Here is a 16017-nt window from a genome sequence, read left to right on the forward strand (position 1 = left end):
GGTCTGCAAAACGTTTTTGATGAGCACGTGCCCTTGCTGCCGGAAATCGTTTATAAGTGCCGCATCTACATTGATAGTATCGCTAAGCTTTTGTTTTTCTGTCTGGATCATCGGAATAAATTAGGTTATAATTGGTTAGGATGGCAGATGCCAAAAATCAGTATGACAAAAAAAGCGGATTTAACACGGGCTGGATATGTCTAAATTAATCAATCAATAGTGAATATTATCCTTGATTGTATTTTGATTTGTTTTTTGGGTTAATATCAATAACTATGTAGTGCAATTATAAACCACTGCTTATTGTATCTGCGATAGCTTCAATTTTCGTCGATCTGCAAGCATGCTAAACAAAATGATCAATCATAAAGCAATGAAGAAGATATACCGGGGGATAGTAATAGCAGCATTATATAGCTTCAGCCTAAATACAGCAATAGCACAAACAGGTTATGTAGTGAAAGATAAAGTTGCCAAACAGGTAAGCCAGTTTAATTTAAGCGATGTAAGGTTGCTTGATGGCCCGTTTAAACATGCCATGGAAAAGGACGGCGAATGGCTGCTTAGCTTACAGCCAGATCGGTTTTTACACCGTTTCAGAGAAAATGCGGGGTTAAAACCCAAAGCCGAAATTTATGGCGGTTGGGAAACAGGAGGGGTGTCAGGCCATTCGTTGGGGCATTACTTGTCGGCTTGCTCCATGATGTACGCAGCCAGCGGCGATACGAGATTTAAACAGAAAACCGATTACATAATTGCCGAACTTGCAGAATGCCAGAGGGTGCGTAAAACAGGATATATAGGTGCTATACCCGGTGAAGATAAACTTTTTGACGAGATAGCCGCGGGTGATATCCGTTCGCCGGGCTTTGACCTTAATGGAGCCTGGGTACCGTGGTATACCGAGCATAAAATATTAGCCGGTTTGGTTGATACTTATTTATATACAGGCAATCAACAGGCCAAACAGGTGGCGATTAAATTTTGCGACTGGATAGATGCCAAGTTTAAAAACCTTACCGAAGCGCAATTTCAATTGATGCTGGAGTGTGAGCACGGCGGCATGAATGAAGCATTGGCTAACGTTTACGCTATTACTGGTAACAAGAAATATCTTGATCTGTCATATCGTTTTCACCACAAACGCATCCTTGATCCGCTGGCGCAGCAACAGGATGATCTTGCCGGTCTTCATGCCAATACCCAGATCCCTAAAATAATTGGTTGTGCCCGCCAGTACGAACTTACCGGCAACCCGGCCGATCATAACATCGCTAATTTCTTTTGGAATACTGTCGTAAACCATTACAGTTACGTTATTGGCGGCAACAGCGATCATGAACGCTTCAGCGATAAGCCCGACCATTTATCAACCCATTTAAGTTCTACTACTACGGAAACCTGTAATAGTTACAATATGCTGAAGCTTACCGGGTACCTGTTTGGCCTTGATCCGCAGGTTGCTTACATGGATTATTACGAACGCGTACTTTATAACCATATCCTGGCATCGCAAAATCCTGAAAATGGTATGGTGCTATATTATTTAACGCTGGCCCCAGGTACGCAAAAGCAGTTTGGTACCCCCAACGATTCTTTTTGGTGCTGCACCGGTACCGGCATGGAAAATCATAGTAAGTATGGCATGGATATTTACGATAAAGACAGCAAGGGCGGCTTGTACCTTAACCTGTTTATTCCGTCTACCTTAAATTGGAAAGAGAAGGGAATGCAATGGACAATGGAGACCAGTTACCCCGAAAGCGGTGTTATAAATTTTACCCTTACGCAATCGGCCCGAAACCGGCAAATGCCACTACATATTCGCTATCCTAAATGGGCAGTTAACGGCGTACAACTAACCGTAAATGGGAAAGCCGTTGCTGTAACAGCTAAACCGGGGAGCTATATTACCCTCAACCGCATTTGGCGAAAGGGCGATAAAGTTAAACTGAGCTACGCTATGAGCCTGTATACCGAAAGTATGCCTGATAATAAGAACGTAAAAGCTTTCTTGTACGGTCCGTTGGTATTGGCAGGCGAATTAGGTAGAGGAGACATTAAAAAGCGGGATATCCCCGTGTTTGTAGCTTCAAATCCTGATTTAACCCAATGGATTAAGCCGGTTGCCGATAAGCCAACCACATTTTATGCCAGCAACCTGGGCAAACAGGTAATGCTTGAACCATTGTACAAAATATACGATCAGAAGCAGGCAGTTTACTGGGATTTTTTTAACAATGAAGAGTGGAAATTAAAACAACAACAGTTTGACGCTGAACGCAAGGCCGAAGATGAATTGGCTGCCAATACGCTCGATCAAATGCGCATAGGTGAAATGCAGCCCGAACGCGATCATAACTTTAAAGGCGAGAATACCCACACCGGGGAGGTTGAGGGAGCCCGCTGGCGCGACGCTACCGATGGTGGCTGGTTTTCTTTCCAGTTGGATACAAAGGGGGCTGCAACAGCCCAACTGCAATGCAAGTATTTTGGTGCAGATGGCGAAGGGAGGGAGTTTGAGATCCTGGTAGACGGGCAAAAGATCGCCACAGAAAAGTTGGTTAAAAAAGCATCCCCAGATTTTTATTCGATAAACTATGTTATACCACCTGCATTGCTTGCAGGGAAGCAAAGTATTGTTGTAAAGTTCCAGGCCTTACCCGGCAAAACAGCAGGCGGGCTATTTGGGTGCCGGCTGCTAAAAATGAAATAAGGTTGATGAATAATTATGATAGTCGGCATAAAGAAAACTTTTTAAAAGCGAGCTTCATGTTCTATTATCATAAATTTACCGCATGAAGAAACTAACCTTTTTAACCTTATTTGCCCTGCTCAGCAAATTTGGTTTCGCACAAAACTTAAGCAATATGCAGTGGTACAGTAAACCTCAAAAATCATCAATTGAAGGCAGCACGCTGCACATGACTGTCGACCCGGCAACAGATTACTGGCGGGTAACGCATTACGGTTTTATCAGGGACAATGGCCCTTTTTACTTCACCGAACAGGAAGGCGATTTTGAAGCAAGCGTAAAAATTACGGGTGCCTATAAAGAATTGTTTCACCAGGCCGGCTTAATGGTAAGGATAGATAATAAAAACTGGATAAAAACCGGGATTGAATATGTTGACGGCGTACAAAATGTAAGTGCCGTGGTGACCCGCGAAGTTTCGGACTGGTCGGTAGTACCAAGGCATGACAGTCCCAAATCTGTTTGGCTGAAATTGCTACGCAAAGGTGATTTTGTGGAGATCAAATATTCGTTCGATGGCGAAAAATATGATATGCTCCGCCTGGCATATTTTCCGCCCAATGTAAAAGCGATGATAGGTATGGTTGCAGCAGCCCCAGGCAAACAAAGCTTTGATGTTCAGTTTGAAGATTTTAAAGTGCAAAAGATAGCCAAATGATCTTTCCAGTAGGATTATCCGCTTGAACGATAAATAAGAAATTTTCACGCGAATTTTTACGTATTAGTCTAATTACACGAATTTTAAATAATCCCAATTCAAAATTCGTGTAATTAGATTAATTGTGGGAGGTTTGAAAAGCATTCGTGTGGAAATTTTCTGTATTAGATTTGGTCAGGCAGATTGAATTTAAACTTGGATTTCGCTGATTACAACTGGTGCAATAGCACTTTTCAATCCTTTTTACTACCTTTGCCCCGGTAACCAACCCCTCTCTTTATGTGATAAAAATTTCTTTCAGGACAAATAACCAGTGCCGTTAATCTAACGCTCGCTGCATTTATTCACCTTTTTAAGAAAGAAATTATGCTTATTCTTCACGATATTACCTATATACACTCCAACCGTGATCTTTTATTTGCCGGTATTGATCTCGTAGTTAACAAACATGATAAAATAGCCCTGATAGGCAACAACGGCACCGGAAAATCAACCCTGCTTAAAATATTGGCCGGAAATTTAAAGCCGGTCAGTGGCGTAGTAAAAACTGATTCGCGGCCATATTATGTGCCGCAGATCTTCGGCCAATACAATGAACTTACCGTTGCTGAAGCCCTGCAAATAGCGGACAAGTTAAACGCCCTGCAGCAAATTCTCGACGGTAATGTAACCGACGAGAACATGACCATACTGAATGACGATTGGGCCATTGAAGAACGCTGCCAGGAGGCTTTTACCCATTGGCAGCTTACGGATCTTGACCTGGCGCAAAAAATGGGGTCGCTTAGCGGCGGGCAAAAAACAAAAGTATTTTTGGCAGGTATCGCTATTCATCGCCCCGAAATAGTTTTGTTGGATGAGCCGAGTAACCATTTGGATACGGCAGGCAGGGAACTGCTTTATAATTATATCCAATCAACAAATAACACCTTATTAGTGGTTAGTCACGATCGTATTTTGCTTAACCTGCTCAACACCGTTTGCGAACTAAGCAAGCGCGGCATAACCACATATGGCGGCAACTATGATTTTTATGCCGAACAAAAGGATATTGAAAGCGAGGCCCTGAACCTGGATGTAAAAAGCAAGGAGAAAGCGCTCCGCAAGGCTAAAGAGACCGAACGGGAATCCATAGAGCGGCAGCAAAAACTGGATGCCCGTGGTAAAAAGAAGCAGGAAAAAGCGGGCGTGCCGACCATTATGATGAAAACCCTGAAAAACAGCGCCGAAAAAAGCACATCAAAAATGCAGGGTGTGCACGCCGAAAAAACCGGGGCAATTGCACAGGAGTTGAGCCAGCTACGTACACGCTTATCTGACATCGATAAAATGAAGATGGATTTTGATAATTCGTCGCTTCATAAAGGAAAAGTGTTGATCCTTGCTAAGGATCTCAACTTTGGATATGGAGAGCAGCCGCTTTGGAATCCCTCGCTCTGCTTTCAAATCACCAGTGGCGAAAGATTAGTGATCAGGGGGGCAAATGGCTCAGGCAAAACAACGCTGATAAAAATGCTGCTGGGTAAGTTGGAGCCACAATCCGGGATAATTAACCGAGCTGTGGTCAAAGCCATATATATCGATCAGGATTATTCGCTGATCAATAACAAGCTAAGCGTTTATGAGCAAGCCGAAGAATTTAATTCAGGAGCACTGCAGGAGCATGATATTAAAATCCGCCTCAACAGGTTTTTGTTTACCCGTGAGGATTGGGATAAACCCTGCGTGGCCCTTAGCGGCGGTGAAAAAATGCGGTTAATGCTTTGCTCGTTAACTATCAGCAACCAGGCTCCCGATATGATCATCCTGGATGAACCTACTAATAACCTGGATATTCAAAACATCGGGATATTAACGGTTGCCATCAATGAGTATCGTGGTACACTCATCGTGGTGTCGCACGACGAGTATTTTTTAAAGCAGGTAAATGTGGAGCAGGAGATTTGGGTGGGGTAGGTGGGGTAAAACAACAATGGCAGCTATCGGCTGCCATTGTTGTTTATTTGATTCATGATAGGGGAACTTACCTCGAAATTTGAAAAATCTTCTACGGCACCGTGACCGCTATCGTAGGTGATCGATCACTCTCATTCTTCATCCTATCCAATGCCGTGACCACGTAGAAATAAGTTTTACCTCTAATAACAGTATTATCATCGTATCCCAATGCTGCATCATACTTGATCTTCAGGATATTCTTCGGGTTGTCAATATCTATTTTTTCACCATCATTAAAGCGGTAGATCACATAGCCGTAAACAGGCTCCTCATCTTTGGCCAGCGTTGGGGTAAGCCATCGCACTGCTACACTTTTACCTGTTGCTTTGGCGGTAACCTGTTGTGGGGCATTAGGCGGTATCGAGTCGCGCCATAACATTACCGGCGGCAGGGCCGGGTATTGGTAATAATTGTCACGTAATGAGTCGGTAAAGCCAAGCGGGTTGTTGGTAAGCGAATTTGAGCTGAAGTAAACACTGCCCTGTACCCTCGGGTTGTCACGGATAAGTTCAATTTGTTGCGGTAACTGGCCCGGGTTTCTGAAAGCCTGCACCTTGCGCTCATTGATACGGTAGGCGGCTTGCCCTATATAAAGGTGCCGGCCATAAGTGTTATCGCTCCACCAGCTTAACAGCTTTTGAAAATCGGCGGCGCGGTTGCCTATCTGCCAGTAAAGCTGTGGGTTGATATAATCTATCCAGCCTTCTTTTACCCATTTGCGGGTGTCGGCATAGTTTTCATAGTATGACGAACCGCCGTTGGTTTCGGAACCATCTTCATTTTGAGCTTTATTGGCCCAAATGCCGAACGGACTGATGCCGAATTTAATATTAGGATCATGCGCATGAACGCTATCGGCAATCATTTTTATCAGCAGATCGACATTGTGGCGGCGCCAGTCTTTAACGTTATCATAGCCCTCGCCATACTGCTTAAATGTTGCATCATCGTTTATTTTTTGCCCTGCGATGGGGTACGGGTAAAAATAATCGTCCATATGTACACCGTCTATGTCGTAGTTATCCACCACATCCAGTATCACCTGTACAATGTAATCGCGTACTTCGGGCAGGCCGGGGTTAAATGTTTTTATCCCGCCATAAGTAAAAAACCATTCGGGCTTTATTTTAGTGATATGCTGCGGACTAAGCGCTGCAAAGTTGCCATCAAAGGTTGCCCGGTAGGGGTTAAACCAGGCATGAAGCTCCATTCCACGCTTATGCGCTTCCGTAATAGCAAACTCAAGCGGATCATAATTAGGGCTTGGTGCCTGGCCTTGTTTACCAGTTAAATATTTTGACCAGGGCTCGCGGCTTTTGGCATAAAACGCATCGGCAGCGGGCCTTACCTGCAGCATAACGGCGTTGATCCCGGTTTCCTGGTGCGAGTTTAAGATATCGATAAGTTCCTGTTTCTGCTTTTCGGACGGTGATTTGGAATTAGTTGGCCAGTCGATGTTAACCACGGTAGCTATCCATACTCCCCTGAATTCGCGCTTGGGCTGCATTTTCACATCAACTGGGGCCGGTACAAGCTCGGCCGGCTGCGCATTAACTGTTAAACTTGTAAACAGGATTATGGTCAGGAGTATGAACCGTTGGTATATATGCATTAAATAGAATTAAATTAGAAAGCTGCAAAGATATAAACTCATAACGTTGCAGGTTTATTATGAAGTATAAAAATTGAAGCCTTATTGTGTTTTAAACATTTTGTATTTATTTTAGCCCCACGCCTAACACAATTGATGTAATAAATTTTTTAAAATCATATTTTTAGTGTTTTAACGTTCAATATGTTAACCACTAAAAATAAACACACCTGTATATGCTTGCAGGAAAGCGCTTTACGTCAATAACAGTTGATATTTCGCTAAAAATTAAACACTATAGCTAAGCTTTTGTTATACCACTGCTTAACTATGCTAAAACTTAACATTTAATTGCTATGGAAAACCAATCTGGGCAACAACAACCTAAGAAAAACTCAAACGTTATCTATTTTCTTATTGTAGTAGTACTTGCTTTATTGGGTACCGATGTGTACCTGTACCTGCAAAAAAACAACTCCGATAAAAAAATAGTTTATCAGCATGATGAGCAAACAAGGCTGCAAACCGAACTTGACAGTCTTGAATCGCAGGTTGAACAGGTCACTGCCGGTAAAACCAAAATGACCGCCGCGCTAACCGCAAAAAACGACTCGTTAAAGTCAACCATCAAAGTTTTAAGGGCCAAACTGGCTAAAGGTAAGCTTACTGCACAAGAACTTGCCAAAGTACAGGAGGATGTAAAACAACTCCGCTACTTTGTAACCAAGTACACCGCCGACATTGATGAGTTGAAGAAACAAAACACCAACCTTACCAATGAGAGAGATACTTTAAAAACTAACCTGGCGACGGTTGCCAAGAAGGTGGATACGCTCTCCAAACAAAACGAAGATCTTGGGGCCAAGGTAAAAGTGGCCCAGGCGCTCAAGCTGGCAACATCAGATGTGGTAGCCTACAAGATCAAGGGAAGTGGTAAAGAAGTTGATGTTACCCGTGCAAACCCAGCTAAAAAACTGAAGATCAACTTCACTGTAGCAAGCAATACTTTGGCTACAAAAGCGTTGCATGATATTTATGTACGTGTGATTGATCCAACCGGTAACCTGATCACTGCACCTGATTCGGGCACTTTCAGCGCCGATGGACAGGATCTGCAATACACCTACAAAACATCAATTGATTTTAAAGACGATGGCTCTCAATACACCATCGACTGGATCAACCCAACCCTGCCATTCCAGAAAGGTACTTATACTATTATGCTGTATGCTGATGGCGGTACCATGGGTAAAACAGGTGTAACGCTTAAATAATTATAAGCACCAATTTTTTCGAATTAAATCGAATTTCACGAATAGAAAAGAAGCCCGGTTTGCTGTAGCAAACCGGGCTTCTTTGTATTTGATTATGTTGTTTCGCAAAGCGCTTTAAAATCATGTCATTGCGAGCGCAGCGTGGCAATCGCACGGAAGCATGGCCACCCTGTATAGCATGCGATTGCCACGCTGCGCTCGCAATGACATAATGGAATTTACATTTTCATCAACGCCGGGCTTATCCTCAAATAAACCTCAAACCCAACCGGGGTACTGCCGTAAAGCGGTTTTAACGCCGATGGCGAAACGTTGAGCGTAGCCTGTACACCGCCAGTTACATTGGTGTTTTTAAAGCTGCTCAAAATGTGGTTAACACCCAGCGTTAAAGCATTGATATTAAAGTTGGGGTTAAGCGGATAGGCATCATGCATGTCCAGATCTTCGGCATCTTTCTGCACAAATTCGTATCTGCCATAAATGGCTGTTTTGTTGACCTGGAAAGTGTTCTCCAACAATACAGATGGCTGGGTTTTGTGACTATCTGAATAATGATTTTGCCCATAAACCAATGTGGTTGCCACATAGCTGTTTTCACCTAACATTTTGGTGTGGATAGCCGAAGCCGTAAACCTGTTCACATTTTGTGTCGGTTCAGCTTCTTCCGGGCTGTGGATCCAGCCGTCAGATACCTGCAACGCCCACTCTTTGGATGGATTGTAGGATAACCGGGCCGAATACGAATCAAACCTCATCTTATCAAAATCATAACGGTGCTCATCCGGCTCACGCCCTGTAAATACCGATCCCTCCAGTTTTACATTTTTAATGCGGAAACCTAATGTAGCCACGCCGAAGGTAATGTGTGTAGCATCCTGGTAATGATGCCCAAGCGGCGCATCCGGGTCATTGATGGCCGATAGCCGGTGCATAAATGCCGGTGGCCCTAAAGCCGGTTCGCCCGGATAGCCGAATGACAGGGAGATGTCGGCATCTTTAGCTACACGCTGAGTATAAGCCACGCTCAGTTCGGAAAAAAGATCATGCGGGTGTTGTTTATCAACAAGCTTTTGTCCTTTATATGATTCGCCGGTTTGGTACAGGAGGGGATAGCCGCCATTACCAACCAAAAGAGGATCAAGAGAAAACATGGTGTTGATAGAAAACAGACCATTATTGCCAACCTTTCGCTGGGTCATGAACATGAGCCAGTTGGGTACATCGATCCTATTGTTGCCTCCGCGTTTGCCGGAGTTAAAAAGATCCTGGTTATTATAACGCGCAAAGAAACTACCATGCACCATGCTCATCCACTTTTTACCGTGGATCATGTAGGCATACATCGGCGTTTCGTCCGGCACCCATGAGGTACCGGAACCGTCGCGGTTCATAGGCAGGTCGCGAGAGAACTGGCTGCTCATCATCATGTGATGATGCATGGGCGTATCCATTTTCATGTTGCCCATGTTCATACCGTCCATAACCATAGGCTTGGTACTGTTCATGCGCAGGTTCTTTTTTGTAGTATCGGTCATATCCATATTATGCTGATGCTGGGCGAATGAGCTCAAAGCAGCAAAAAACATGGCGGTAAGCAAAATATATGCTTTCATAGTAGTAGGATTAAAGATTAAAAAAGTTGTACTCCAGTCTGATGAGGTACATGTTTTTGCTGTTCCGCTGCATATCACTGTAGATAGGCGTACGGTAGGAGAAATCAAGCCGGCAGGTACTGTTAAAGATGAGCTGTAGAGCAGGGGCAACATCCAAATAACTTTCCCCGTGCCCGGGATTGGTTTTGCCCAACAACTCACAATACAGGTTTAAGTTTACCTGCTTGTAATCCCGATAATTTCGGGGTAGCAGCAAATATCCGCCCGATAGCGTATAAGCGACAGCATTACGTACTCGGTCTGCCGGAACCTCATAGCCTCCGCTGTTATTAAAAGCCCGTAAATAACTTACGGAGCCTGAAAGCGCCAGTTTATGCAGCAATTGTGTGAAAATCACGCCACCCTGCGCGCCGCTGTTATCACCTTCTAAAGTGATTTCCCGATTGACTATAGGGTTGTTGATGCTTGATAGCTTGGCAAAAAAAGCGCCCCTGAAATGCCGCTGAACGGTATCGATAGATAGAAACCGGTATTTGGCATATACACTGCCGCCTTCAAAATGTTGATTGCTGCTGTAATAGTCGGACATATAAGCCGAACCATGCACCATCAGGTGTCGGCTAACGCCATACATGGCCTCAATGGTACTGCGGTTTTTGTACGTTGGTGTAAAGTATCCCTGGTTTTCAACACGGATACCCAATGATCCTGTTGCCATATTGCTGGCAGGCTCGGTATTTACATACAGTTCCTGCGCTAACACGGGGCAAGCCATTGCCATAAGGCAAAAGGCCAATATTATCCTCTTCATAAAAAATAGTGTTAAATGAAGAGCCTTATATAGCTAAATGATAAACGCGACCGCTGGCAGGGGCGGTGTCGGTAACCTGGTTAAGGTATTTTTTTGATACCGATTTTGGGGCAAAGCCATTATCAACCACTATAAAGTTAACATCGCCGGTCAATGACTTGTCGGCAGCGTTAAGCAGGCGGTAGGTATCGCCCCCATAATTAAAAGTATTCTCCGCAACCTTTGTATTGGCAAAGTTGAAAGTTGCTTTTAAACTGTTAACTGAAAAGCCCGAACCCTGAACCTTTTTGCTGATCTGCTCAAAATTTACAGGCACATCATTTTTAAAGGTAATGAGATAGGTATTACGGATCAGGTCGGTTTTGATATCGCCAACAAAAGGTAGCGCACGTAAGGCTTTTTCTGTTGATTTAGCGCAAAGGGCGCAGGTAAGGCCGCTAACCTGAAGTTCGGCTTTGGTGAATTGAGCTTTAGCTGCGGTTACAGAAAGCGAAAATATAATGATAAATATTTTTAAAGATTTCATGTTGATCGTTTTAATAATTGTTAGATAATAAACTGTTGATAAGGTTTACTGGGTTAACAATTAACAGATCAAATGCGGAAGATACAGTTGCGGATAAATGAGGCGATGTCCTGAACAGGCGGATCGGGCGGGCCACGGTCATAAAATTTATCTGCAGAAGAAGATGGCAAAGCAGGGAAAAGGCTATCGAACGACCAGCTTGGCAATTCAAAACCAAATATCTTTGTTAAAAATGAAGTTGATTCGCCCTGGTGTGCGTCTTTTACCTTTACTTCAACCTTTTTATCCTTGCAGCATTTCATTTTGCCGCCTTGCTGGTCCATTTTGCAGTTAACAGCAGGGGCATCAATTTTTACAGATGCTACGTAGTCGCCGCAAATATGGAAATTAAGAGCAAAGCCCAATACTGTAACAGTGTACAGCATAGTCAGTAATATCGCTCCTGATCTTTTTACCATATTACAAAAATAGGTGATTAACTTGTTGATTACAAAATGTTTTTATCGGTTTGGATCAGTCTGGCGTTCCACAAATGTGCAAATAGTGATTTTGACATATCTATTAAGTCCCTATATGAAAATGTCAGCCTCTTTATTTTGTTATTCTTAGCGGGTAGTATGAGGTTACCAGTAGCTTGAATGATTTACAATACATACCACCACAATCTCATATTTTAAATATCTTGAAAGTACAATATTGGGGGATTTATAAAAAATACCTACTTTTAAAAATTAACTTTTTTGAACATGCGGTATACCTACTTTAAAGCATTTAAGCCATTATTTTTTATAATATCAGCCCTGGTATTCATCGGCAACGTTGCTTCGGCGCAAACCCAGGCAGCAGCCTCGACAACTACAGCGGCAGCGGCTCCGGTAACCGGGGTGCAAACACATATTGATAAGTTTTTTAAAGAATATGATAAGCAAAGCACTGCCCGTGCAGTAATTGATATTTTTAAAACCAATAAGCTAATGGATTCAACCCGGCTTACGGGGCTTATTGTTAAGATAGACTCCATGCGAAGCATCATTGGTAAATACCTTGGCAAAGACCTCATCATGCAGCATAAGGCTTCAAACAGCCTGGTATTATACAGCTATTTAGTTAAACATGAAGCTCAGCCTGCCCGTATCACCTTTATGTTTTACAAGCCCAAAAACGAGTGGGAAATTTACCGCCTCTATTTTGATGTGGATGTTGACGGTGAATTGGCCGAATCATCACGGATAACGGGGAAACCGTAAGAAGAGGTTAAATGCGAAAGGATAAAGGTGAAAGGTTTACTTTGTATTATCGATGAGGCAACCTTTTGCCTTTTACCTCAAAATTAGTCCACCAAAATATTCTCGCCAAACTTTTGGGAAACCGTGGTGTCTTCGCGGTCTTCTATCTTTATCACCAGCGAATTATCGTAGGGGATCTTTTCAATCAGCTGAATTTTTGTGCCGATGCCGATGCTCAGTTTTTGCAGATATTGGAGAAAGGAACTGCTGGTGTCGCGAACAGCCGCAACCTGGCTTTGAGAGCCTGGTTTAAGTTCTGACAGGCTCACCGAATAGGGTTTGGGTACTTTGCCGTTTGCCTTGGGGATAGGGTCGCCATGAGGGTCGTATTCCGGGAAGCCCAGGAATTTATCCAGCCTGTCGGCAAGGGTGGCATCGTTAATATGCTCCAGTTCTTCGGCTATGTCGTGGATCTCATCCCAGTGATAGCCTAATTTCTCCAGCAAAAAAACTTCCCAAAGGCGATGACGGCGTACAATTAATGTTGCATCCTTTGCCCCTTGCTGGGTTAACCTCACGCCATTTTTTTTATCGTATTCAATCAATAGTTTTTCGGTAAGCTTACGGATCATATCTACTACCGAGGCCGGGTTATTATTAAGTGATTCGGCGATAGCGGTAGGTGTTATTTTAAAATCTTTCCCCTGTGATGCAAGGCGATAAATAGCTTTTAAATAGTTTTCTTCCGAAAGCGTATACATCAGTGATGAATTTGATAAAATACAAACATAAGCAAAAGCACGGCGCTTATTAAATGTTGAACGTTACTAATTAGTTGCGAATAACCTTAACGCAAACAGGCCTCCTTTGGGGAAGCCTGTTTACCTTATACGATATATGTTTATTAGTGGTGTCCGTGACCACCGCCATGGCCATGATCGCCGTCACCGTGTCCGTGATCGCCGCCGTGTCCATGATCACCACCGCCATGCCAGCCACCATTACCGTGCTCGCCACCACCATGCCATCCGCCTCTGTTTGGGTTGCCGCCATGCCAGCCACGATTGTCCCCACGCCAATGGTTGGCATATCTTACATCACGGCTGTTACGGATGATCACCTGATCATGACGCCCGCGGTAGCCGGCATAATGGTTCCTGTAATAAGCATTGCGAAACCATGGGTTACGGTCATTAACAACAACCTTGTACCCATTGTAAACGTTGTAATTGCGATACCTTACTGGCAAATACCTGCGGTGTACCCATACGTTGTTTTCAAAATAAACGTAATTGTGGGTTGGTACATCATAATAAGTATCAATATCAGGCATGTAGTAATAGTTTGCATAATCATATCCTACAGGTCCCCAATCGGGCTGGCTGCCTATATTAATACCCAAGCCAATACTAACCTGTGCCGAAGCTATTTTTGCACTGAAGCAGCTTAATAAAATAACTGCCGATAAAATGATCTTTTTCATAAAGTGTGTAATAAGTTATATAGGTATGACTATGGTTAAAGCCCATGGTTTAACTTGTCTCAATACCTGTTGTCCTATTTATTCAAAATAAATGCCATTGCCACCGTAACCTTAGTGTAACGAAGTGTTATTAATTACTTGTAACAGCGTAATTGTTAGTGATTTTCCGTCTTAATTAAATGAGCGATATTCCGAATTAAAAAAGCTGTATTTTATTGGGATTAAATGATGATGATGTAGATAGATAAAACTTTTGGATAACAACGGACCATTAGGCCTGGCCCATGCACATTGTATATAAAAATATACAGAAATAGCTGCACACGAAAAAAGCCACCCTATTGAGGTGGCTTTGTATATAATGGTAGCTAAACTAAAATTATTGTTTTGCCGGAGCAGGCTGATCAGCTGGTGCTTTGCCTATCAGGTCCATAAATTGATCCAATTTTGGAGTAATGATGATCTGTGTACGCCTGTTTTGTGCTTTACCGGTTGGGGTAGAGTTGTCCGCAATAGGATTGTACTCGCCACGGCCGCCTGCAGTTAAGCGCTTAGGATCAACCTGGTAAGTGGTTTGCAAGGCCTGTACAACTGATGATGCACGTAAAGCGCTCAGGTCCCAGTTGTTACGGATGTTTTTCTGCGAGATAGGCACATTATCTGTATTACCTTCAATCAACACATCGTAAGTGCTGTAATCAGTAATGATCTTGGCTATCTTACTTAAAGTAGCGCCTGCTTTGTCTGATACTTCATAGCTGCCCGATTTGTACAGCATGTTGTCAGATAGTGAAATATAAACCACGCCTTTCAATACCTTCACATCAACATCCTGTGTTTCCTGTGCACTTAATGAGCGGGTTAGGTTATTGGTTAACACCATATTAAGCGAATCACTTTTGTTTTTGGCGTTAACTAACTGCTGAATGTAACGGTTTGAACTGTTGATCTCATCAACCAGTTTAGAGATGTTAACATTTCCCTGGCTGCTTGAATTTAAACATTTGTTTAAAGCATCCTGCAAAGCAAGTACGTTATTTTTCTGCTGCGCTATTTGCTCTTCAAGGCTTTTGTTGCGGCTGTTAGCTACTGCAAGGGCCTGCTCGCTGGTTTGATATTTCACGCTCAAATCGCGGGTGCTGTTTTGCAATTGAGTGTAATTAGCATCCAGCTCTTTGTACTTTTTGCTGCTTACACAGCTTTGGCCTAATACTGCTATTACAAGCAGTGCCAAAATGGATATTCGGTATTTCATAGTATAAAATTGATTTAAATAATTAAACAATAAATCGGTTAACTAAGTAACGAATATAATGTTTGTTTATAGCTAAACCTAAGTAAACAAACTATAAAAGTTAACCTGAATGTGACATAAAGCGGCAACTTTTGTGCCGAAGGCAGGCTATGCCCTTTAAGGAAGATACTGCAGGGATTTATAGAAAAAAGGACCGTCCTTTTTGGGGGACAGTCCTTCATAAAAACAATCAAAATTATAACAATACAAAATCTTAATCGCGGTGGCCGTTACCATGTTTGTCATGATCATCATGACCGCGTTTATTACCGTTTGATTTATATTTTACATCAACCCTGCGTACAGTTTTGCGTTCAACATAATGGTTACGGTATTTTTCGTCGTGACTATCGCGAATTACCACCTGGTCATGACGGCCGCGGTATGAAGCATATTTACGTTTGTAAACATCGTTCCTAACCCATGGGTTACGCTCATTAACAACAACCTTATAACTGCGGTAAACATCGTAGTTGCCAAAGCGTGGCGGCAAAACACCTCCGTGTACCCAGACATTGTTATCAAAATAAACATACTGATGAGCGTTGATATCGTAATAAGAATCAATATCGGGTAGGTAGTAATAGTCTGCATGGTCGTAACCTACAGGGCCCCATTCCGGCTGGCTGCCAATATTAATATTTAAGCTTATTTGGGCGCTGGCTATTTTTACAGTTAAGCTGCTTAATAAAATGGCAGCTGTTAAAATTATCTTTTTCATGTTGTGTTATTGTTTTGTTTGTAGGTATGACAATAACAGCGCCTAAAAGTTTAACCCGTTACATGTT

At 42.9% G+C, this 16017-nt stretch carries 14 protein-coding genes; 5 read left to right on the plus strand and 9 right to left on the minus strand.

The window, feature by feature from the left end:
* Positions 1 to 373: 373 nt before the first annotated feature.
* The 3 genes from VF500_RS28510 (at position 374) to abc-f (ending at position 5369) form a co-directional block, all read left to right on the plus strand.
* Entirely contained in the window at positions 374 to 2716 is a 2343-nt protein-coding gene (locus tag VF500_RS28510) for a beta-L-arabinofuranosidase domain-containing protein (RefSeq protein ID WP_330862904.1), read from the plus strand.
* Between the two features lie 82 nt (positions 2717 to 2798).
* On the plus strand, positions 2799 to 3413 hold the full coding sequence (locus VF500_RS28515; protein WP_330862905.1) for a DUF1349 domain-containing protein: 615 nt from the start codon (positions 2799 to 2801) through the stop codon (positions 3411 to 3413).
* 366 nt (positions 3414 to 3779) lie between these two features.
* Positions 3780 to 5369, plus strand: a complete 1590-nt coding sequence (gene abc-f / locus VF500_RS28520) for a ribosomal protection-like ABC-F family protein (protein ID WP_330862906.1) — start codon at positions 3780 to 3782, stop codon at positions 5367 to 5369.
* A gap of 91 nt (positions 5370 to 5460) precedes the next feature.
* Here abc-f and VF500_RS28525 read toward each other — a convergent pair whose 3' ends face one another.
* Positions 5461 to 7023, minus strand: a complete 1563-nt coding sequence (locus VF500_RS28525) for a glycoside hydrolase family 10 protein (protein WP_330862907.1) — start codon at positions 7021 to 7023, stop codon at positions 5461 to 5463.
* 335 nt (positions 7024 to 7358) lie between these two features.
* Here VF500_RS28525 and VF500_RS28530 point away from each other — a divergent pair, with 335 nt between their 5' ends.
* A complete protein-coding gene (locus tag VF500_RS28530) occupies positions 7359 to 8276 on the plus strand; it encodes a hypothetical protein (RefSeq protein WP_330862908.1) in 918 nt (305 codons plus the stop codon).
* Between the two features lie 218 nt (positions 8277 to 8494).
* On the opposite strand, the gene VF500_RS28535 is transcribed toward VF500_RS28530, so the two are convergent.
* The 4 genes from VF500_RS28535 to VF500_RS28550 form a co-directional block, all read right to left on the minus strand.
* A complete protein-coding gene (locus VF500_RS28535) occupies positions 8495 to 9889 on the minus strand; it encodes a hypothetical protein (RefSeq protein WP_330862909.1) in 1395 nt (464 codons plus the stop codon).
* Between the two features lie 10 nt (positions 9890 to 9899).
* Positions 9900 to 10700, minus strand: coding sequence for a hypothetical protein (locus VF500_RS28540; RefSeq protein WP_330862910.1), 801 nt, complete (start codon positions 10698 to 10700; stop codon positions 9900 to 9902).
* A 25-nt stretch (positions 10701 to 10725) separates the two neighbouring features.
* The gene (locus VF500_RS28545) at positions 10726 to 11226 is read right to left on the minus strand and encodes a heavy metal-associated domain-containing protein (RefSeq protein WP_330862911.1); all 501 of its coding nucleotides are present in this window, start codon (positions 11224 to 11226) and stop codon (positions 10726 to 10728) included.
* 68 nt (positions 11227 to 11294) lie between these two features.
* The gene (locus tag VF500_RS28550) at positions 11295 to 11684 is read right to left on the minus strand and encodes an HYC_CC_PP family protein (RefSeq protein ID WP_330862912.1); all 390 of its coding nucleotides are present in this window, start codon (positions 11682 to 11684) and stop codon (positions 11295 to 11297) included.
* Between the two features lie 288 nt (positions 11685 to 11972).
* On the opposite strand from VF500_RS28550, the gene VF500_RS28555 reads away from it, so the two are divergent.
* The gene (locus VF500_RS28555; protein WP_330862913.1) at positions 11973 to 12473 is read left to right on the plus strand and encodes a hypothetical protein; all 501 of its coding nucleotides are present in this window, start codon (positions 11973 to 11975) and stop codon (positions 12471 to 12473) included.
* 83 nt (positions 12474 to 12556) lie between these two features.
* On the opposite strand, the gene VF500_RS28560 is transcribed toward VF500_RS28555, so the two are convergent.
* From VF500_RS28560 to VF500_RS28575, 4 genes are all read right to left on the minus strand, one after another.
* Complete coding sequence (locus VF500_RS28560) at positions 12557 to 13213, minus strand: metal-dependent transcriptional regulator (protein ID WP_330862914.1); 657 nt, start codon at positions 13211 to 13213, stop codon at positions 12557 to 12559.
* Positions 13214 to 13356: 143 nt separating this feature from the next.
* Positions 13357 to 13935 (minus strand): hypothetical protein, encoded by a 579-nt coding sequence (locus tag VF500_RS28565; protein ID WP_330862915.1) that lies wholly within the window; start codon positions 13933 to 13935, stop codon positions 13357 to 13359.
* Positions 13936 to 14314: 379 nt separating this feature from the next.
* A complete protein-coding gene (locus VF500_RS28570; protein ID WP_330862916.1) occupies positions 14315 to 15190 on the minus strand; it encodes a flagellar motor protein MotB in 876 nt (291 codons plus the stop codon).
* A 253-nt stretch (positions 15191 to 15443) separates the two neighbouring features.
* A complete protein-coding gene (locus tag VF500_RS28575; RefSeq protein ID WP_330862917.1) occupies positions 15444 to 15950 on the minus strand; it encodes a hypothetical protein in 507 nt (168 codons plus the stop codon).
* Positions 15951 to 16017: the final 67 nt, after the last annotated feature.

The sequence above is a fragment of the Mucilaginibacter sp. genome (assembly GCF_036383575.1).
Taxonomy (GTDB): Bacteria; Bacteroidota; Bacteroidia; order Sphingobacteriales; family Sphingobacteriaceae; genus Mucilaginibacter.